Below are 18,211 nucleotides of genomic sequence, written 5' to 3' on the forward strand. Positions count from 1 at the left end.
AGTGCTGAGCGCTGGGAAAAATGAGCGCCGGGAAAAATGAGCGCTGGGAAAAAGACGCACCCGGAGGGGGATAGGGGCGACAGGTCGCTCCCGCCCGCGCTGATCTGCCCCAGCTGATCGACCCAGCTGATCGACCCAGCTGATCGACCCAGCTGATCGACCCAGCTGATCGACCCAGCTGATCGACCCAGCTGATCGACCCGGACGAATCTCCGGCGCATTTAGAGTGGTGAGAGCTAATCTCCTGCCCACCGAGTCCCGGCGTCCACGGACTCCTTGGGGCTGGCCAGGGGTGTTATCGACTGGGGGTGAAGGGTGCCAGAGCATCACTTTCACCTGCGCCTTCTCGCGGGACCTGACAGCGACAACACGGCAGACAACAGCTCGACCGAGCTCGAGACCGAAGGCACGGAGTCGAATACCCCCCGACCCGATAATTTCCCACTCAGTGCTGCCGGGCCCAGTGCTGCCCGAACCGGAGCTGTCCGACCCGGAGCTTTGGCCCGCAGACACACCATCGTGGCGGAAGGAAAACCGGACATCGAAGGGACGTCGGCGAGGGTGTTCCACGGGGAGACGAGTCGGTGGAACCCGGAAGAGCTGTTGGTTGCCGCCCTCGCCCAGTGCCATTTTCTGAGCTTTGTCTACCTCGCCGGTCTCGCGCAGATCGAGATTCGTGACGTCGAAATCGACGCGACGGGGACACTTCGCGTGGAGGACTCAGGGGCTGGGCAGATGGTGCGGGTGGAGCTTCGACCGCGGGTGGAGGTGCCCATTTCGCAGCGCGATGTGGCCCAGGCGCTCCACCACGACGCCCACGAGGCGTGCTTCATCGCCCGGAGCGTGAACTTTGAAGTGGCTGTGATTGCCCAGACAATTTCCCCCACCTGACGCGATATCCAGGTTGTGCCTGCAAGGATGGCGGGCGTTTGGTTTTCCCCCTCTGGAAGGTTGTTTCTCGTGCCCAGGCTCGTCCCTATCGCTGCCTCGGCAGCGCTCACCCTGATTCTTGCCGGCTGTGCTGCCGGCGAAGCCGACCCGGCAGCTCTCGGCGAAGACGCTGAAGCGCAAGGCGGCAGCGAACCGATGGCGCCTGGCGAATGCCAGCCCTCCGGTCCCGACGTGGAGTCGTTGGAAGTGAGCACTGACCTCGATGCACCCCCCGAGATTACGTTTAGTTCCGCGCTCAATCCCGATTCGACCGAACGAATGGTCGTGGTCGAAGGCGCCGGCGAGCAAGTAAAAGCCCAAGACCGGGTAACCCTCTCCTACGCCTACTTCAACGGTGAGACCGGAGAAAAAATCGGCCACATCGGCTACGAAGACGAAGCGCCAGACATGATCCCGATCGAACCAGAAACGCCCTACCTGGTCGGTCTGGTGCACACCCTGATGTGCTCGAGCAATGGCTCGCGGGTCGCCGGAGTGATTCCCGCTGAAGAAGCCTTCGGCGCAGAAGGGGCCCCGGAGTTTGGTTTGGGCCCCGATGTCTCGATCATTTTCATCGCCGACATCTTGGACATCCAGCCGCCACCGCCACCGCCGCTGGAAGAGCTGGTTGCGCCGCAGCAGCCAGCCCCCGAGGGCTTCCCCACCGTCGAATTCTCTGGCGGGACGCCCGTTGTGGAATTTCCTGAAGGCGAGATCCCCGACGCCTACCAGGTCGCAGCCGTCATCGACGGTGAAGGCGACATGGTCTACGACGGTGCCACCGTGGTCGTGCAGTACCACGGGGTGAACTGGAATACCGGAGAAACCTTCGACTCCAGCTTTGAACGCGGTGAACCCGCCACGTTCCCCACCAACGGTGTCATCCCCGGCTTTCGAGACGGCTTAGTGGGACAGAACGTGGGCTCCAGGGTGCTCATCACCATCCCACCGGCCTTGGGCTACGGCCCACAGGGGGGAACCCAGGATGGTGCGATCGGCGCAGAGGACACCATTTTCTTTGTCGTCGACATTCTGGGAATGCAGTAGGGCACGCAGCGACCCAGCGCTTTCGATTCACCCAGCGCGTTATTGGCCGGTTCACGAGGGACAGGCTGGGCGGCAGTAGCCTGCGGGGCGGCGGCTACTGAGGGTTAGCGGGGTGCTTCAGGGCCTGACGGGGTGATGTTCACCGGTCGGCGGTCTTTTTCTGGCAGTGCGTCGATGCGCTCGCGGGCTTTTGTCATACTCGGTGACTCTGCTCCCAACACCCATCCGATGAAGGCGACGGCGAGGCGACCAATGGTGAGTGCCGGCCACCAGGGGCGCTTTAGACCGAGTAGCTTTCGATACCGGGGGTCCAAGCTGGCGACTGCCGCGGCGGAGAGGAGCCGGTAGCCGGGTCGAATACTGCGCGGAAGCGGCGGGTCCAAAATAAATGTCAGCGCATCGGCGACGCGCTCGTCCGAGCGAAGCTCGGGAACAAACGCTTCGATGGCCTCTTCGAGTCCCCGCTGGGTGGTGGGGGGAGTGTGGTAGCCCATCAGGATGCCCGCCTTCGACCACTCCCGCACGTACCGATCGGGACCAGACTCTCCGTCGGCGTCCGGGATATCTCGACCGAGGCTTAAGTGGCTTCCCAAGAAGGCGTCGGTAAAGACCAGGTGGACCCAGGCGATCAGCGACTTATCACTCGCGGCATACGCGGTGGGCTCACTCCGGTTGTTGGGTTGGTAGTCGCCGGTGACGCGGTGGTGCATCTTTTCCACCCGGGAGACTTCGGTGGCGACCGTGTCGGTACTGCCGAAGGTGGTGACCACGACCCACCGCACAGTGCCGGCGAGGCGGCCCAGCGGGTCGCTGTGGTAGCGGGAGTGGTCTGCCACACCGGCCATTGCGCCGGGGTGCAGGGTCTGCATCATGAGTGCTCGAATACCCGCGACCAGGGTGGGCGCGGCGCCGTTCACGTGCCAGACGGCGGAGTCGGGGCCGAAGTATCCGGCGTCGTGTCCTTCGCCCATCTGGACCACCCACGGAGCCCCACCCTCCGGGTCGCCGGAGAACATCATCAACAGGTCTTTTCGAAGCCAACCAAAGAGGACCTGGTTGAGGGGTTTTTTCATGGGTTGGCCTGACACAGGGTTAAGCGTGACACGAGCTAGCTGGGTGTGGAAATGATACCCCCCAGGGTATAGGGTGGTGGGTATGAACGCACAGACTTCCACGAACTCCAACCCCTCACACGCCCCCGGTAGCGAAAGCGCCGCACCGGAAAAAGTCGTCGTCGTCGGCGGCGTCGCCGGTGGCATGTCGGCAGCGACCAGGCTGCGCCGGCTCTCGGAGAACACCCAGATCACGGTGTTCGAGCGCGGCGGTGAAGTCTCCTTTGCCAACTGCGGCCTGCCCTACCACGTGGGTGAGGTCATCCCCCACCGCAGCTCACTGGTGCTCCAAACCCCCGGTGCGCTAAAAAACCGCTTCAACATCGACGTGCACGTGCGCACCGAAGTCACCGCCATTGACCGCGCGAACAAAACCGTCCACGTGCGCGAAGTGGAAACCGGCAAGGAATACTCCGCCGACTATGACGCCCTGGTGTTAAGCCCCGGCTCCAGTCCGATCAGGCCCCCACTTCCGGGTGTCGAGAAGTCCTATGTGCTGTGGAACCTCGATGACATGGACCGGATGATCGAGCGCACCCAGACCGCCCAGTCCGCGATCGTCGTCGGCGGAGGGTTCATCGGCCTCGAAGTGGCCGAAAACCTTGCCCACAAGGGATGAAGGTCACCCTGGTCGAGGCACTACCCCAGCTGATGCCGCTGCTGGATGCTGAAATGGCGTGGTTGTTGGTCGAGCGTGCGCGGGTCAACGACGTCGATGTGCACTTGGCCGCCAAAGTCCACGAAGTGACCGACCAGGGTGTGACCCTGGAGGGTGGAAACGCACTGGATGCCGACATGGTCGTGATGGCGGTAGGGGCCAAGGCCAACCTGGAGCTGGCGAAAGAAGCCGGACTCGACATTGGCTCGGCCGGTGGTATCGCCGTGGATGACCAACAGCGAAGCTCCGACCCCGCCATTTGGGCGGTCGGTGATGCGGCCGAAAAGAAACGAGAAGCCGGAGCCGGCATGATTCCGCTCGCAGGCCTTGCTAACCGCCACGGCCGCTACGCGGCCGATTCGATCATGGGCCGCCCGGTGCGAAACGCCACCGCCTATGGCACCTCCATCGTGGGCTTCTTCGGACTGGCCGCTGCCTCCACGGGCCTCAACGAGCGAGTGCTCCGTGACCAGGGTCGAGCCATGCGGATTATCCACTCGCACCCCATCGATCACGCCGGGTACTACCCGGATGCGGCCCAAATGGCGATGAAGATCATCGTCGATCCAGAGACCGACCTCATCCTCGGCGCCCAAGTGGTGGGTGATGACGGCGTGGATAAGAGAATCGACGTGTTGGCGACCGCCATGCAGGCAGGTCTCACCGCCACAGACCTCATTGACTTAGAGCTCGCCTACGCCCCCCAGTTTGGCTCCGCGAAAGACCCCATCAACATGGCCGGTTACATCAACGACAACCGCGTCGGTGGAGAAGATTCCGCCCAGTGGCACGAAGTCGACCAGCTCATCGCAGACGGCTGGGAACTGATCGACGTGCGCTCCAGCTTCGAACACTCCCGGGGCACCATCCCCGGGGCAGAGTTTGTCGCCCTCGATTCCATCAGGGACAACCTCGACTCCCTTCGAGCTCGGAAGCTCATCGTCTTTGACCGTGTCGGCCAAAGAGCTCACACTGCAGCGAGTATTCTTCGCTTAGAGGGCATCGAAGTGAAAAACCTCGATGGTGGCTACCTCACCTGGCAGTTGGGAACATTCGCCACCACCGCCACGAAACAGGAGGCATCGACGTCATGACCGCCAAAAAAGCCGTGAGCACCGCAAAGCTCGCACCCGCCGTAGAGCTCACCCCGGAGGCCGACCTGCCGGTCGCCGACGATAAGAAGATTGTCAATAGACTCCGCCGCGCGCAGGGACAACTGGGTGCGGTCATCGCCATGGTCGAATCGGGTCGTGACTGCCGTGACGTCGTCACACAGCTCTCCGCCGTCTCCAGCGCACTGGATAAAGCAGGCTTTGCCATCATCGCCACGGCGATGCGCGAGTGTGTCGCGGAGGACAGCCTCGACGATGACGGCAAACCCAAAGTCGAGGACCTGGAAAAGCTCTTCCTCTCGTTGTCCTGATCAGACACGACTCCGTGTCGTCGTGAGCGAGGTCTCGTGAGACCGTTCTTGGTGAGCACCAAGTTGCTAGGCTTCATCTGTGAGTGTCCAGGTGGCGGTTGTGGGGGCTTCTGGCCGTTTGGGTCGGATTGTCTGCCAAGTTGTTGATGCCACTAGCGGTTTCCAACTCGCCAAAGAACTGGGCTCTAGTAACAGCCTGGACGAGCTAGCCGGTGTGGACCTGGTGGTCGATGTGTCACTGCCTGCGGTCTCACCAAAAGTTGTTGATGCCGCCCTCGAACACGGCGCAAAAGTGTTGGTGGGAACGTCTGGTTGGGACGCCGACAAACTAGAGAGCCTTCGTAAGAAGCTCGCCACTCTTCCCGGTGCCGGGGTGATGGTGGTGCCAAACTTTTCGGTGGGATCGGTGGTGGGTAGCCACCTGGCGACGATTGCCGCCCACTACTTCGATTCGGTCGAAATCATCGAAGCCCACCACCAGGGCAAAGTCGATTCCCCCTCCGGTACGGCGAGAAACACCGCAGAGCGCATCGCGGCAGTCCGCGATGCCCACGGAGGTGTCCTCGCCCCGCATTCCAACCAAACAGCCCGCGGGGATGACATCCACGGGGTGTCGGTGCACTCCCTGCGTCTAGCCGGTGTCGTGGCCCAGCAGGAGGTCATCTTTGGTGGCACCGCAGAGACCCTGTCCATTCGACACGACACCCACTCTGCCGATGCCTATCGCCACGGTATTGCCGTGGCGATGAAAGCAGTGATGGACCAGGAAGGCCTCGTGGTGGGACTCGACCAGGCGTTGGGTCTGGTTGCGCCAGTGACTGCGGATGGGACCTCCAGTGACCCAGCAGAGCCGGGGGCGTAGCCCTGGTGAATCGCTACCTCGCCGGCAGTGTGGTGATGTCACTGCTGCTCCTGGTGTACTTGGGCTTCGCCGTGGTCTACGCCTCGATCTTGTTGCAAGACGACAATTTGATTGTCAACGTCATGGGTGTTGCCCTGCTGGTGCTGCCACTGCTGGGGCGTGGGGCCTCGTGGCCGAATGGCGTTTTGGGGCGGCCTCTAGTCGCCTGCGGGCACTTTTGGAGGAACAGGGCTTAGTTCCCGAATTCCCCCGCACCATCGGTGGTCGGGCACTGAGGGAAGAAGCCACCCAGTTGTTCCCGGGGTTCCAAGCCGAGGTGGAAGCAGCGGAAGAAGATTGGAAAGCCTGGTTTCGACTGGGCCTCGCCTATGACGCCTGCGGCGATCGCCGGCGCGGGCGCTGGGCGATCAGACGAGCGATTTCTTTAGAGAAAAGCGACCGCCGCTCGTAACGCCATCGGCTGGCTTGCGCTGTTTCGGCCGCCAAAGAGCCACCGCACCAGACGACTTTCAGCCCTGCGTCTGATGAGCGCTCGACTCTAGTCACGCAATTGGTCAGGTCCTAAAGATCGACTGATGCGAGAGCTTCGGCAATGGTCTTGTCCGAGAATTCGAATCCCGCGTCCACGAGTGCTGTGGGGAGGACCTTTTGGCTGGCGAGTAGAAGCTCCCGGCCTGCCTCTCCGAGCAGCAGTTTCACCGCGAATTCGGGTAGGCCCAGCCAGTGCGGGCGCTTCATCATGTGCGCGAGGGTCTGTGTCACCTCGCGCGAAATCACGGGGGTGGGACCGGCGAGGTTAAACGCCCCGGAGAGTTTCTGGTTTTCTACTAAAAACACCAGCGCGTCGACTTCGTCGCGCAGGCTAATCCAGGGCCACCACTGCCGACCAGAGCCAATAGCCCCGCCCACACCGAGCATGGTCTGTAGTCGAAGAGGTGCTATCGCCCCGCCCTGGGCGATGACCAAACCGGTGCGGGCCAGTGCCACGCGGGTGGAAGAGCCCTCGAGGGGTGTGGTGGCATTTTCCCAGGCCTGGGTGACGTCGGCGAGAAAGCCAGAACCCGCCGCGGAGTCTTCCGTGAGGTCTTCTTCGCCGCGGTCGCCATAGAAGCCCACCGCGGAGGCCTGAATGAGACTGTGTGGTGGGGTGGGGGAGTCTGTGATGGCGCCGACGATCGTGTTGGTGGCATCAATGCGTGAGTCGAGGATGGCGCGTTTATGCGCGGCCGTCCACGGTAATTTCGCAATCGACGCACCGGAGAGGTTGATCACCACATCGACGTGGTCGACGATGCCCTGATCAATCTGACCTGTGGCGGGATCAAAGCGGTGTTCGGTCGCATCGTGTGGTTCGCGGCGGACCAGCACGTGAACGTCGTGGCCGCGGGTTCGCAGCCGCTCTTTCAGCGGAGTGCCGATCAGGCCACTGGCGCCAGAGATCAGCACCCGCAGGGTCTGTGCGGGGTCTGGGGGCAGGGCCATTAGGTCAGACTCGCCTCGAGGGTGATCGGAACCCCGGCCAGTGCCTGGGAAATCGGGCAGCCCGCTTTCGCCTCCTCGGCGAAGCGGTGGAATTCGTCTTCTGACAGACCGGGAATGCTCGCCACCAGGAGAAGGTGTGAACCGGTGACCCCTTCACCGGGGACAAAGGTGACCGCGGCGGTGACATCCAACGAGTCGGGGGTGTAGCCGGCGCCACCCAGGGCGTGGCTGAGCGCCATCGAATAGCAGGCGGAGTGTGCGGCACCGAGGAGCTCTTCGGGGTTGGTGGTGCCGGTTTCTCCGGTGGAGCGCGCCGCCCACGTCACATCGAATGTGGCGGCTCCGGAGGATTGCAAACGGGTTTGGCCGTGCCCTTCGGCAAGTGAGCCCTCCCAGTGGGTGTGTGATTCACTGGTGATCGCCATCGTGGTGTCCCTTCCTTGGGGTGCGAGACCCAGCGGGTGGGTCCACACGGTTCGTCCAGCAATCGCACGGTGACGTGCGAATCCTGCGAGATGGTCTTAATGCAACCACTATCTGCCGGTTTTGGCGAGTGCTATTCAGCAACTTCTCACCCACCAGGAGTGTCAGGCCTGCGGGGTGGCACGGTGGGTGCGCAGTCGCAGCAGGGCGTTATAGAGCTCGCAGCCCAGACACAGGCCAAATACGGCGTTTAAAAACGCCGCGAGGAAGGCCACCGCGGCGGCGATGACCAGTCCGTAGGGGACGGCGAGTACGTGCAGGGTGATTCCTACCGCGCTCACGATCAACCCGACCAATTGGGCAAAACGCGGTGGTGCGTCGTCCTCGAAGTAGGTGGGCGCGGACAGGCGTGGTCGAATAAGGGCTCTGAACAACACCCCATACGGGTGTTTGGCGGGCCCCAGAAGCGTGCCCCAGGCAAAGAGCGCGGTAATGGCCACAAACAGCCACCAGGCACCATCGAATGCCGGTCTGTCGGCAACGGGCAGGCCGAAGACGAGGACGATCAGGATCAACACACTGGTGATGCCCGCGCCAAAGCGCGGGCCACGTGGATCAATCTGACCGGGGTGGTTAGATGAGGTAGTCATCGGATCTCCTGTGGATTTCTTCGAAAGCGCGTTGAATGTGATCGCTCACCACACCAGGCGGTGTGGGGCCCTGCAGGGTGAAGAGCACATCGCCCGATGCGGACACCAACAATGTCGTAGGTGTGCGTCGAATCGTGAACGACTCGATCACCTCGGGTATTTCCGACACGTCGTACTCGACGTGTCCTGCGTTGCTCTCGCGGGTCGAAGCGGAGCCCAGAATCCCCCGCATGGCACCGCAGTAGGAACACAGCGGTGCGGAGACCTGCAGCAGAGTGAGCGTTTTACCGGCTGCGAGGTAGCGCGAGGGAACCCGAACAGCACGCTCGGAGCCACTGGGGGTGCTCACCCGTGACCGGGTGGCACGCCAGATGAGGCCCACTGCGCTGGCGAGGGCGACCAGGCCAACAATCAGCACAATACTCAGCGTGGTGTCCATGTCCTCTCACGCTATGCACAGTGATTGGCCACCACCAGTGTGTGACAAAGAATGACGGGAGGTTCTCTGCGTATGCTGAAGGGGTGTCAGAACACCACGAAATCGTTTTTCGCTCCGATGTCACCGTGGAGCTTGTGCGAAACCAGGCCTCCGACGCCGATGTCATCTTTGCCGCCCGGGTCTCCACCCAGGGCGAGCAAACCCTCGAGGGGGCCGCGGCCGGCAAAGAAGCCACCGATCGAGATCGGGGGCTCATCAACTACCTGATGCGCGATCGACACGGATCGCCCTTCGAGCACAACTCGCTCACCTACTACGTCCAAGCGCCCATTTTTGTCTTCCGCGAATTTATGCGACACCGGATCGCCAGCTACAACGAAGAATCCGGTCGCTACCGCGAACTGCGTCCCGTGTTCTATGTTCCGGGCCCTGAGCGCAAACTCGTCCAGGTCGGAAAACCCGGTGCCTACGAATTTGAAGACGGCACGAGCGAACAGCACCAAATGGCCGTCGACGAAATCAAAGCCGCCTGTATCGCCGGCTACGAGTCCTATACCCGCATGCTCGATGCGGGTATCGCCCGGGAAGTCGCCAGGGCGGCACTACCGGTCTCGCTGTATTCGTCGATGTACGTGACGATGAATGCGCGCTCGCTGATGAACTTCTTAAGCCTTCGCACTACGCGTGAGGGCACGCACTTCCCGTCCTTCCCGCAGCGAGAAATCGAAATGGTCGCCGAGAAGATGGAAGCCTTCTGGGAGCCGCTGATGCCGATGACGGCAGAGACGTTCAATGCGAACGGACGCGTGGCGCCGTAGAGCAGAAACCGGCCTGGTGTGCATTGCGTGCGTGGTGTGCTGGTGGGAAGTGCTGGTGTGACGGGTTCGTGCGGCGTGACTGCTCCACATCACCTGGTGTCGTGACCGGCCGTCTTCCGCAGTCGTCAGAGGGCGGGTTCACCACCGCCGTGTGCTGAGGGAATCGGGAGTATCCCATTTCTCTGGGCCTGGACCACGGCGTCGAGGCGGTTTTTCGCCCCCAGAGCGTGCATGAGAAACGTCACTTCCAGTTTGGCAAGCGACGCACTGATCGAGAGTTTCCGGCCAATTTCGGTGTTGGACTTTCCCTCTGCGACCAATTGCAGCACCTCGTGTTGTCTCGGGGTGAAAAACGTGTCGCCCTCTGCGCCGGGCCGGGCCGTATGCGCTGAATGTCGCCCAGAGGGCACGCCTCCCGCAAAAAACTGTGTGCTGTGTCGAAGCAGCGCGAGGGCTCCCGAGGTCAACGTGATGGCCTCTGCGGCGTCGAGTACTAAAACTCCGAGATAGGGGGATTCGATTCCCACGAGGTGGCGACTCACGCCGGGCGAAGACTCGAGCGGTGTGCTGAGGTAACCCCTGCGCAGAGCATCGAAGTACTCGGCGTTCTGTGAGGCGGTGTCGTCGTCTTTCGACAAAGAGATGTCCTGGGTAGTGCCATAGCCACCCAAGTAGTGCCAACTGGCCCGCTCTGTCACTCGCAACACGGCCGCGCCGTGTGCAGGGGGTTGGCCCAACACCTTAATCACCAGGTGGGCGCAATAGCGTTCGTAGGAGAGGTCGGTGGAGGCGGGCACACCGGAGGGTGATCGAGGCCAGTCGAAAACGCCGGAGCCGATGAGCTCTTCGGCATTGACCGTCTGCGACATGGTGCCTGTCCTTAATCTGTGCTGCGGCGGGCTCAAAGCGGAGTGCCGCGTGGCTCACTGTGTGGCTGAACGTAACGGCTTAAGGCGACGTTTCTTCAGATAAGTCGTTGGCGTTTGCGTGCTTTGCCCGGTCAATCTGGTTTTTACCCGGTCTTAGACCACTCCGGAGAAAGACACGGCCTCGGTTAACCCCGGGTAGTGGGAAATCGCCTGTGGACGACACCGATGCAGGGGCCGGGTAGCCTGGAGGCTGTGAGTATTCAAGAAAACCCCTTCGGTCAGGTCCTCGTCGCGATGGTGACCCCCATGAACGCCGAAGGCGAAGTGGATTGGCCGTCGACCGAAGCGCTAATGGCGGGGCTTGTGGACCAGGGCGTGGACGGCATTGTGGTGACCGGAACCACCGGTGAAACCTCCACGCTCACGGATAAAGAAAAACTGCAACTGGTCACTGTGGGCAAGCAGGTTGCTGCCGGTCGGGCCAAAATCATTACCGGTGGGGGCTCGAACGAAACCGCCCACGCTATCGAGCTCTACAAAGCATCAGAAAAAGCCGGTGCCGACGGGGTCATGATCGTCACCCCGTATTACAACAAGCCCACCCAGGCGGGGGTTCTCACCCACTTCCGGCTGATTGCCGATGCCACCGACCTACCCGTCATCCTCTACGACATCCCCGGTCGAACCGGTGTGCCCATCAACTACGAAACGATTCTCCGTGCGGCAAAACACCCCAACATCCTTGCCGTCAAGGACGCCAAGGGCGATCTGATGGAAGTCAGCCGGGTGCTCAACGAAACCGACCTGATGTATTTCGCCGGCGATGACGGCAATGCTCTTCCCACCCTCTCCATTGGGGGAGTGGGCATGATCAGTGTCACCGCAAACATTGCTCCTGAGCCTTATCGGATCATGGTCGACGCGGTAAACCGCGGCAGCCTTCCAGAGGCCACAGAAGCCCACAAGCTGCTGGAGCCGCTCGTGCGAGCGACCATGACCCACGTCCCCGGCACTGTGGCGACCAAATACATCCTCCACGGCCTCGGCCACATCACCTCACCCCGGGTGCGACTGCCCCTGGTGGGACCAGAAGACGACCAGGCGGCCATTATCGAGGCCGACATCGATCAGGTTTCCGGTGTTCCTGGCGTCGACTTTTCGAACTTCCGTCCCGACCGCAACGCGGCCGCCGGCGGCGCACTGCCCAAAGTGGCAGGCACCACCCGCTAAATATTGAAGGAGCCCACGGTGGCCCAACCCCTGCTCGATCCCCCCGCACTAGATTCCGAAACACTTCGCATTATTCCGCTGGGCGGAATAGGCGAAGTGGGTCGGAATATGACCGTGTTCGAACTGGGTGGAAAGCTCCTCGTCGTCGACGCGGGGGTGTTGTTTCCGGAAGAGACCCAGCCCGGTGTGGATCTGATCCTCCCGGATTTCGCTCCCATTAGGGACCGCATCGACGACATTGAAGCCATCGTGCTCACCCACGGTCACGAAGACCACATCGGTGCGGTGCCCTACCTTCTAAAAATCCGTGACGATATTCCCCTGGTGGGCTCGACGCTCACGATGGCGCTCATTGAAGCGAAGCTCAAAGAACACCGCATCACCCCCTACACACTCACCGTCGCCGAGGGCAGTCGGGAAAAGCTCGGGCCCTTCGATATCGAATTTTTGGCGGTGAACCACTCCATCCCCGATGCTCTGGCACTGTTTATGCGCACCAGTGCGGGAACCGTGTTACACACGGGAGATTTCAAGATGGATCAGTTGCCACTCGATGGTCGCCTGACCGACCTCCGCGGTTTTTCCCGCGTCGGCGAAGAAGGGGTGGACCTGTTGATGGTCGACTCCACCAACGCCGATATTCCAGGCTTCACCCCCGCGGAGCGGGGGATTGGACCTGTCTTGGAACAAGTCGTCCACCACGCCAGTCGCCGGGTGATTGTGGCGAGCTTTTCTTCCCACGTCCACCGCGTGCAGCAGGTCATCGACTCAGCGGTCGCAAACGGACGCCGGGTGGCCCTAGTAGGGCGCTCCATGGTGCGCAATATGGGTATCGCTAAAGAGTTGGGTTTTCTGCGGGTGCCAGAGGGCGCACTGATCGACGCCAAAAAAGCCCCCGACATGCCAGACGACAAGATTGTGTACATGACCACCGGCTCGCAGGGCGAGCCGATGGCGGGGCTTTCCCGGATGGCCAGCCGGGAACACCCCACCATCGCCATCGGCGAAGGTGACACGGTGATTCTCGCCTCCTCCCTGATCCCCGGAAACGAAAACGCCGTCTACCGCGTGATTAATGGGCTGATTGACCTCGGCGCCCAGGTGATCCACAAGGGAAACGCCAAAGTCCACGTCTCCGGTCACGCCGCAGCCGGAGAGTTGCTCTACGTCTACAACCTCGTAAAACCCCGCCACGTGATGCCCATCCACGGTGAAGCCAGACACCTTCGGGCAAACGCCGAAGTCGCCGTCGACTCCGGTGTGCCCAGAGACAACGTGATGATCTGCGAAAACGGGTCCGTTGTCGACCTGGTAGGTGCCCGTGCCCATAAGACCGGTCAAATCGACATCGGCTTTGTTTACGTCGATGGCTCCACCGTCGGAGAAATCACCGAAGCCGATTTGAAAGACCGACGCATTTTGGCCGAAGAAGGATTCATCTCCATCTTCCTCGCCATCGACGCTCAAACCGGGAAGATCATCGTCGGGCCGGAAATTCACGCCCGGGGCTTCGCTCCGGACGATTCCGTCTTTGACGATGTCCGCCCCGAAATCCTCAAAGCTCTCGAGGATGCTGCCGGACAGGGCACCAGAGACACCCACGGGTTTAGCCAGGTGGTCCGCCGGGTGGTCGGCCGTTGGGTCAACACCCAACACCGCCGTCGGCCCATGATTGTTCCGATCGTGATTGAGGCCTAAAAACCCTGTTTTTCCGGCAGTCGTCCGGGCACACTTGGTTCGTATCGCGTGTCCTCCGGGGTCAGGTAGCCCCGCGGGATTAGCCTGAAATCCATGGCCACTAAGGGCACGTCGACGCGTGCGCAGGGGACGACGGGGCGCGCGCCCCGCAGTCAGTCCCGCGTGCCCGATACGGAGTTGCCAAAGACCAAGCGGATTGCGAGAAACCCGCAAGCCACACCCCCAGTCCCGGTGACCACCCCCTACGAATCGGGGTTTGCCAAAGCCTGGCGGGTTATCTCCCAAGCCACCGGCGCGGTGTTTCGACTCTTTCCCATCGAGCCGGTTCACCCGGATGATCGCCGCGACAGCGTTCCGTTTGCGCTCTTTGTCCTCGCGGTGGGCGGCATTGTCATTGAATGGTTTAACTACGGGGTGGGTTGGGCCACCACCTTCTCGCTCTACACCTTCGCCGGGTTCTTTGGACGCCTCTCCTTCGCCCTTCCCTTCATCCTTTTGCTGCTCGCCACCTGGCTGTTTCGACACCCCACCAAAGCGGCAGCCAACGCCAGAATCGGCGTTGGCCTGACGCTGTTTATGGTGGCGGTGGCCGGCATGAGCCACCTGGAGGCGGGTCGACCCGTCGTGGGGGAAGCACGCCTGGAGAGCCTCGGGGAAGCCGGGGGTGTGCTGGGCTTTGGTGTGGCCGAAGCCCTCGTGTTCTTGGGCGCCGGGTCACTCTGGATCGCCTGGCCCGTGTTAGTCGTCGTCATGGCCGGGTCCCTGCTGGTGCTCACTAAAACCCCACCGGCACAGATCGGCTCACGCCTGATCGAGGCCTATGCCTACCTGTTCGGACAAAGCCCCGACGAGATTGCCGCCTCCTGGCAGGACCGAAAAGATGCCTGGGCCCAGGCTCGGGCTCACAAACGTGATCTCGTCGCACAGCGAAGCGAACAGCAGGCGGGGGCTGATCATTCGGCTGAGGGCGATGTCGAATACGTCGACATCGACGACCTCGCAGAAACCATGCCGGTCGATCACGACCCCAACATTCCGTGGTGGCGGCGCGGTCGCACACAATCCACCGCCGGGGCGGCAGAAGAGGGCGAGCAGGACAGCGCCCAGGGGGCGGCTGGTGTCGACACTGCTGCTGACACCGGCGTGTGGGGGGCGCTCAGCGCCGCCGAAGAGGCGATGTCTGGTCAAGAAGGCGCCGACCAGGTCGCTGTCGGATTAGAAGCAGACGACGAACCGGCACTCGTGCCGGGCAGCGCTGCCCCGAAGCCTCCCGCCCGGCCCTACAGTCTGCCGCCGATGGCGCTTCTTAAAGCAGGCTCTGTGGCGAAATCGCGCAGTAGCGTCAACGACCAGGTGGTCGCGTCACTGACCCAAGTCTTTGAACAGTTCGGTGTGAATGCCACCGTGGTGGGCTTCACCCGGGGCCCCAGTGTCACCCGCTATGAAGTGCAGTTGGGTACCGGGGTAAAAGTCGAACAGGTCACCCGCCTGGAAAAGAACATCTCCTACGCGGTCGCCAGTAACGAAGTGACCATTTTGTCGCCGATTCCCGGCAAATCGGCGATCGGTGTGGAAATTCCCAACACCGACCGCGACATCGTCACCCTCGGTGACGTCTTGCGCTCCAGCGTCGCCGAGAGTGAAACCCACCCCCTGGTGATGGGGCTCGGTAAAGACGTCGAGGGCGGGTTTGTCGCCGCGAACATGCAGAAAATGCCACACCTTCTGGTGGCGGGTGCGACGGGGTCTGGAAAATCGAGCTTCATCAACTCCATGATCACCTCGGTGATGATGCGCGCTACCCCCGACCAGGTGCGAATGATCCTGGTCGACCCGAAACGCGTGGAGCTCTCCGCCTATCAGGGTGTGCCACACCTGATCACCCCGATTATCACCAACCCGAAACGAGCCGCCGAAGCACTGGCCTGGGTGGTCACCGAAATGGACCAGCGCTATGACGACCTGGCCAGTTTCGGGTTTAAACACATCGACGAGTTCAACCAGGCCGTCATCGAGGGCACCATCGAGCTTCCCCCCGGTCTCAACCGCACCCTCGAGCCCTACCCCTACCTGCTCGTCGTCGTCGACGAGCTCTCCGATTTGATGATGGTTGCTCCCCGGGATGTGGAAGATTCGATCGTGCGCATCACCCAACTGGCGAGAGCCTCTGGAATTCACCTGGTGCTCGCCACCCAGCGCCCCAGCGTCGACGTGGTCACCGGGCTGATCAAAGCCAACATCCCCTCGCGTCTGGGTTTTGCCGTCTCGTCGATGACCGACTCCCGGGTGATCCTGGACCAACCAGGCGCGGAGCGCCTGATCGGTCAGGGCGACGCCCTGTTTATTCCACAGGGTGCCAACAAATCCACCCGTGTTCAGGGCGCCTGGGTGGATCCGGAAGAAATCCACCAAGTGGTCTCCCACGTGAAGCGCCAGGCAGAGCCCGAATATCGCCACGACGTGCAAGCCCAAGTCGCCGATAAGGCCAAACCAGACGCCGACATTGGCGACGATTTGGATGTGCTACTCCAAGCTTGCGAACTGGTCGTCAACACCCAGTTTGGGTCCACCTCGATGCTTCAGCGCAAACTGCGGGTGGGCTTTGCGAAAGCCGGGCGGCTGATGGACCTGCTGGAATCCAGAGACATTGTCGGTGCCTCCGAGGGCTCCAAAGCCCGCGAAGTGTTGGTCTCCATCGAACAGCTACCCCAAGCACTCGCCCGCCTGCGCGGTGAACAACCCGCACCGGCCGCTGCCGCGGCCCAGGCGCCAGAAGCCAGCGAAGCCCCAGAAGCTAGCGAGGCTCCAGAATCCAGCGAGGCCCCCAAGGGGCGCCTCGCTCCCGAAGATCAACTCACCATCGAATTAGACCCCGCCGATATTCCCACCCCACCGGAGGGGATGAGCCCCGGTGGGTCGGGTGCGGGTGTTGCCGCAGAGGGCGTCGCCGTAGCCGGTGACGCAGAGTCTCTGGCACCGGCGAAACCCAAACCGGCCAGTGCCCACCAGGCACACGATGCCGGCGAGTTTGACCCCACAGACGCCCAGTACGATGGTGGGGATGCAGGCGAGTCGCAGCGGCCCTAAGGTCTCGCGGGTCGCGCCTGCACCGATCGAGGTGGCGTCTGTGGGAGGTGTGCGGTGACGGATAAGACAGCTTCTGCCGACACCGGCTCGGGTGCCCGAGGTGCCGCGCGCTTTCGTGGCCGTGTGCTCGCCGGTGGAGACGGGCCAGTTAGTGCCGGGAACCTCGCCAACATCATCACCGTGATCCGCATCGGTTTTGCCCCGCTGGTGCTCTGGTGGTTACTCATCGACGATGGCCAGTGGGGGCTGTGGCGCTGGCTGGCCGCGGCCGTATTTGTCATCGCCATTTCCACCGACGGTATCGACGGGGCCCTCGCCAGGCGTCGAAACTTGGTGACAAGCTCTGGGGTCCTACTCGATCCGGTCGCCGATAAGGCACTGACCGGGGCCGCGTTTGTGGGTTTGGCGCTCCTGGCCGAACTGCCCTGGTGGGTGGTCATTGTGGTGTTGGGCCGCGAATTGGGCATCACGGTATTTCGCCTACTGGTGGCTCAAAACAGGATTATCCCCGCCTCGCGCGGTGGGAAAGCAAAAACCATCTCCCAGGCCGTCGCGCTCGGCTTCTGGCTCGCGCCCACCTGGTTGATCCTTGGCGATTGGATCTTCGTGGTGAACGACGCCCTGATGGTCGTCGCCGTGGCACTGACCGTGATTACCGGCCTCGATTACCTCATCCGCGCGTTGCGCGGTGATCGACTGACCGGCCCGGAGGGCAGTGCTGACCCAGCGGCCAGCAACGGCCCACCCGAGTCGACCACCGCGTAATCGGGGTCGTCGATGCAGGCGGAATCCGATGACCCGGGGTCAAGAATGGCAGGAGAAGTGTCGGCAGAAGCACTGGCAGCGGGTGACCCGGCCGTCGTGATCGATCTGCTGCGCGCGCGTGGGGAGCGGGTGGCGTGTGCGGAGTCGCTCACCGGGGGTGGTCTGTGTTCCGCGCTGGTGTCCATTGCCGGCGCCTCCGCCGTGGTCCTCGGTGGCGTAGTCGCCTACGACAGTTCAGTAAAAGCCCACCTTTTGGCAGTGAGCCGCGACACCCTCAACACCACGGGCGCCGTCAGTGAGGCCGTTGCCCTCGAGATGGCGCGCGGGGTGACCCGCGCCCTCGGTGTGGACTCCGGTGGTGACATCGGTGGTAACACCGGTGGTAACACTGGCGGTAACAACGGCGCGGCGGCCTCGGGGCCTGCGGGAGTGTGGGGGGTATCGACGACCGGGGTGGCGGGTCCGGATCCGGACCCGGTTTCTGGTGCTCCCGCCGGTGTGGTCTATATCGCGGTGGTCGCTCCGGATGGAACGGCGTGGAGTGAGCGTCTGGACCTGGTCGGCTCACGCGAGCTCGTGCGCACAGAGACCGTCTCGCACGCACTGGGACTGTTGCAGCGTGCGATCGAGTCGCAGGCGGGTAATGCGCGGGAATAAAACCTCGCCGCGCACCGTTATCTTCAGTAGCTACACAGAATGGTCACAGGGTTTTACCCGA

The 18,211-nt window shown here is 62.4% G+C and carries 19 protein-coding genes; 13 read left to right on the forward strand and 6 right to left on the reverse strand.

The genetic code is table 11. The features are described from left to right. The first annotated feature begins 315 nt into the window (after positions 1-315). Complete coding sequence (locus tag RI518_RS05540; protein WP_310689566.1) at positions 316-891, forward strand: OsmC family protein; 576 nt, start codon at positions 316-318, stop codon at positions 889-891. 69 nt (positions 892-960) lie between these two features. Further along, positions 961-1,977, forward strand: a complete 1,017-nt coding sequence (locus RI518_RS05545; RefSeq protein WP_310689567.1) for an FKBP-type peptidyl-prolyl cis-trans isomerase — start codon at positions 961-963, stop codon at positions 1,975-1,977. Positions 1,978-2,081: 104 nt separating this feature from the next. Here RI518_RS05545 and RI518_RS05550 read toward each other — a convergent pair whose 3' ends face one another. Further along, complete coding sequence (locus tag RI518_RS05550) at positions 2,082-3,065, reverse strand: oxygenase MpaB family protein (RefSeq protein WP_310689568.1); 984 nt, start codon at positions 3,063-3,065, stop codon at positions 2,082-2,084. A 67-nt stretch (positions 3,066-3,132) separates the two neighbouring features. Here RI518_RS05550 and RI518_RS05555 point away from each other — a divergent pair, with 67 nt between their 5' ends. The 5 genes from RI518_RS05555 (at position 3,133) to RI518_RS05575 (ending at position 6,483) form a co-directional block, all read left to right on the forward strand. Next, positions 3,133-3,708 (forward strand): FAD-dependent oxidoreductase, encoded by a 576-nt coding sequence (locus RI518_RS05555; protein ID WP_310689569.1) that lies wholly within the window; start codon positions 3,133-3,135, stop codon positions 3,706-3,708. Then, on the forward strand, positions 3,705-4,841 hold the full coding sequence (locus tag RI518_RS05560) for an FAD-dependent oxidoreductase (protein ID WP_310689570.1): 1,137 nt from the start codon (positions 3,705-3,707) through the stop codon (positions 4,839-4,841). Before RI518_RS05555 ends, RI518_RS05560 begins: the two co-directional genes overlap by 4 nt. Next, entirely contained in the window at positions 4,838-5,170 is a 333-nt protein-coding gene (locus RI518_RS05565; protein WP_310672110.1) for a metal-sensitive transcriptional regulator, read from the forward strand. Before RI518_RS05560 ends, RI518_RS05565 begins: the two co-directional genes overlap by 4 nt. Positions 5,171-5,249: 79 nt before the next feature. Next, a complete protein-coding gene (dapB, locus tag RI518_RS05570; protein ID WP_310689571.1) occupies positions 5,250-6,032 on the forward strand; it encodes a 4-hydroxy-tetrahydrodipicolinate reductase in 783 nt (260 codons plus the stop codon). Positions 6,033-6,201: 169 nt separating this feature from the next. Then, positions 6,202-6,483: a hypothetical protein gene (locus tag RI518_RS05575; protein ID WP_310689572.1), complete on the forward strand. Its 282-nt coding sequence runs from the start codon at positions 6,202-6,204 to the stop codon at positions 6,481-6,483. Positions 6,484-6,593: 110 nt separating this feature from the next. Here the strand turns inward: RI518_RS05575 and RI518_RS05580 are convergent, their stop codons facing one another. The 4 genes from RI518_RS05580 to RI518_RS05595 form a co-directional block, all read right to left on the reverse strand. Continuing rightward, a complete protein-coding gene (locus tag RI518_RS05580; RefSeq protein WP_310689573.1) occupies positions 6,594-7,514 on the reverse strand; it encodes a TIGR01777 family oxidoreductase in 921 nt (306 codons plus the stop codon). Then, positions 7,514-7,939, reverse strand: coding sequence for an OsmC family peroxiredoxin (locus tag RI518_RS05585; RefSeq protein WP_310672106.1), 426 nt, complete (start codon positions 7,937-7,939; stop codon positions 7,514-7,516). The genes RI518_RS05580 and RI518_RS05585 overlap by 1 nt, the downstream gene beginning before the upstream one ends. Before the next feature lie 162 nt (positions 7,940-8,101). Then, on the reverse strand, positions 8,102-8,587 hold the full coding sequence (locus RI518_RS05590) for a DUF4395 domain-containing protein (protein ID WP_310672105.1): 486 nt from the start codon (positions 8,585-8,587) through the stop codon (positions 8,102-8,104). Next, on the reverse strand, positions 8,571-9,026 hold the full coding sequence (locus tag RI518_RS05595) for a thioredoxin family protein (RefSeq protein WP_310689574.1): 456 nt from the start codon (positions 9,024-9,026) through the stop codon (positions 8,571-8,573). Before RI518_RS05595 ends, RI518_RS05590 begins: the two co-directional genes overlap by 17 nt. An 83-nt stretch (positions 9,027-9,109) precedes the next feature. Between RI518_RS05595 and thyX the strand changes: the two genes are divergently transcribed. Next, a complete protein-coding gene (thyX, locus tag RI518_RS05600; RefSeq protein ID WP_310672102.1) occupies positions 9,110-9,844 on the forward strand; it encodes an FAD-dependent thymidylate synthase in 735 nt (244 codons plus the stop codon). A 125-nt stretch (positions 9,845-9,969) separates the two neighbouring features. On the opposite strand, the gene RI518_RS05605 is transcribed toward thyX, so the two are convergent. Further along, positions 9,970-10,713: a LuxR C-terminal-related transcriptional regulator gene (locus RI518_RS05605; protein ID WP_310689575.1), complete on the reverse strand. Its 744-nt coding sequence runs from the start codon at positions 10,711-10,713 to the stop codon at positions 9,970-9,972. A gap of 225 nt (positions 10,714-10,938) precedes the next feature. On the opposite strand from RI518_RS05605, the gene dapA reads away from it, so the two are divergent. The 5 genes from dapA to RI518_RS05630 all read left to right on the forward strand — a co-directional run bounded on the left by dapA (position 10,939) and on the right by RI518_RS05630 (position 18,150). Beyond that, a complete protein-coding gene (dapA, locus tag RI518_RS05610) occupies positions 10,939-11,943 on the forward strand; it encodes a 4-hydroxy-tetrahydrodipicolinate synthase (RefSeq protein WP_397428143.1) in 1,005 nt (334 codons plus the stop codon). A gap of 18 nt (positions 11,944-11,961) precedes the next feature. Further along, entirely contained in the window at positions 11,962-13,641 is a 1,680-nt protein-coding gene (locus tag RI518_RS05615) for a ribonuclease J (RefSeq protein WP_310672099.1), read from the forward strand. 93 nt (positions 13,642-13,734) lie between these two features. After that, positions 13,735-16,728 (forward strand): DNA translocase FtsK, encoded by a 2,994-nt coding sequence (locus RI518_RS05620; RefSeq protein ID WP_310689576.1) that lies wholly within the window; start codon positions 13,735-13,737, stop codon positions 16,726-16,728. Positions 16,729-16,782: 54 nt separating this feature from the next. After that, entirely contained in the window at positions 16,783-17,493 is a 711-nt protein-coding gene (pgsA, locus tag RI518_RS05625; RefSeq protein ID WP_310672097.1) for a CDP-diacylglycerol--glycerol-3-phosphate 3-phosphatidyltransferase, read from the forward strand. Positions 17,494-17,538: 45 nt separating this feature from the next. After that, positions 17,539-18,150, forward strand: coding sequence for a nicotinamide-nucleotide amidohydrolase family protein (locus RI518_RS05630; protein ID WP_310689577.1), 612 nt, complete (start codon positions 17,539-17,541; stop codon positions 18,148-18,150). Positions 18,151-18,211: the final 61 nt, after the last annotated feature.

Source organism: Pontimonas sp., assembly GCF_031581085.1.
Taxonomy (GTDB): domain Bacteria; phylum Actinomycetota; class Actinomycetes; order Actinomycetales; family Microbacteriaceae; genus Pontimonas.

Excerpts from the sequence above, each read along its gene's own strand:
- RI518_RS05595 (WP_310689574.1), bottom strand. The coding sequence starts at position 9,026 with ATGGACACCACGCTGAGTATTGTGCTGATTGTTGGCCTGGTCGCCCTC.
- RI518_RS05585 (WP_310672106.1), bottom strand. The coding sequence starts at position 7,939 with ATGGCGATCACCAGTGAATCACACACCCACTGGGAGGGCTCACTTGCC.
- RI518_RS05605 (WP_310689575.1), bottom strand. The coding sequence starts at position 10,713 with ATGTCGCAGACGGTCAATGCCGAAGAGCTCATCGGCTCCGGCGTTTTC.
- RI518_RS05580 (WP_310689573.1), bottom strand. The coding sequence starts at position 7,514 with ATGGCCCTGCCCCCAGACCCCGCACAGACCCTGCGGGTGCTGATCTCT.
- RI518_RS05590 (WP_310672105.1), bottom strand. The coding sequence starts at position 8,587 with ATGACTACCTCATCTAACCACCCCGGTCAGATTGATCCACGTGGCCCG.
- RI518_RS05555 (WP_310689569.1), top strand. The coding sequence starts at position 3,133 with ATGAACGCACAGACTTCCACGAACTCCAACCCCTCACACGCCCCCGGT.
- RI518_RS05560 (WP_310689570.1), top strand. The coding sequence starts at position 3,705 with ATGAAGGTCACCCTGGTCGAGGCACTACCCCAGCTGATGCCGCTGCTG.
- RI518_RS05565 (WP_310672110.1), top strand. The coding sequence starts at position 4,838 with ATGACCGCCAAAAAAGCCGTGAGCACCGCAAAGCTCGCACCCGCCGTA.
- RI518_RS05630 (WP_310689577.1), top strand. The coding sequence starts at position 17,539 with ATGGCAGGAGAAGTGTCGGCAGAAGCACTGGCAGCGGGTGACCCGGCC.
- dapA (WP_397428143.1), top strand. The coding sequence starts at position 10,939 with ATGCAGGGGCCGGGTAGCCTGGAGGCTGTGAGTATTCAAGAAAACCCC.
- RI518_RS05620 (WP_310689576.1), top strand. The coding sequence starts at position 13,735 with ATGGCCACTAAGGGCACGTCGACGCGTGCGCAGGGGACGACGGGGCGC.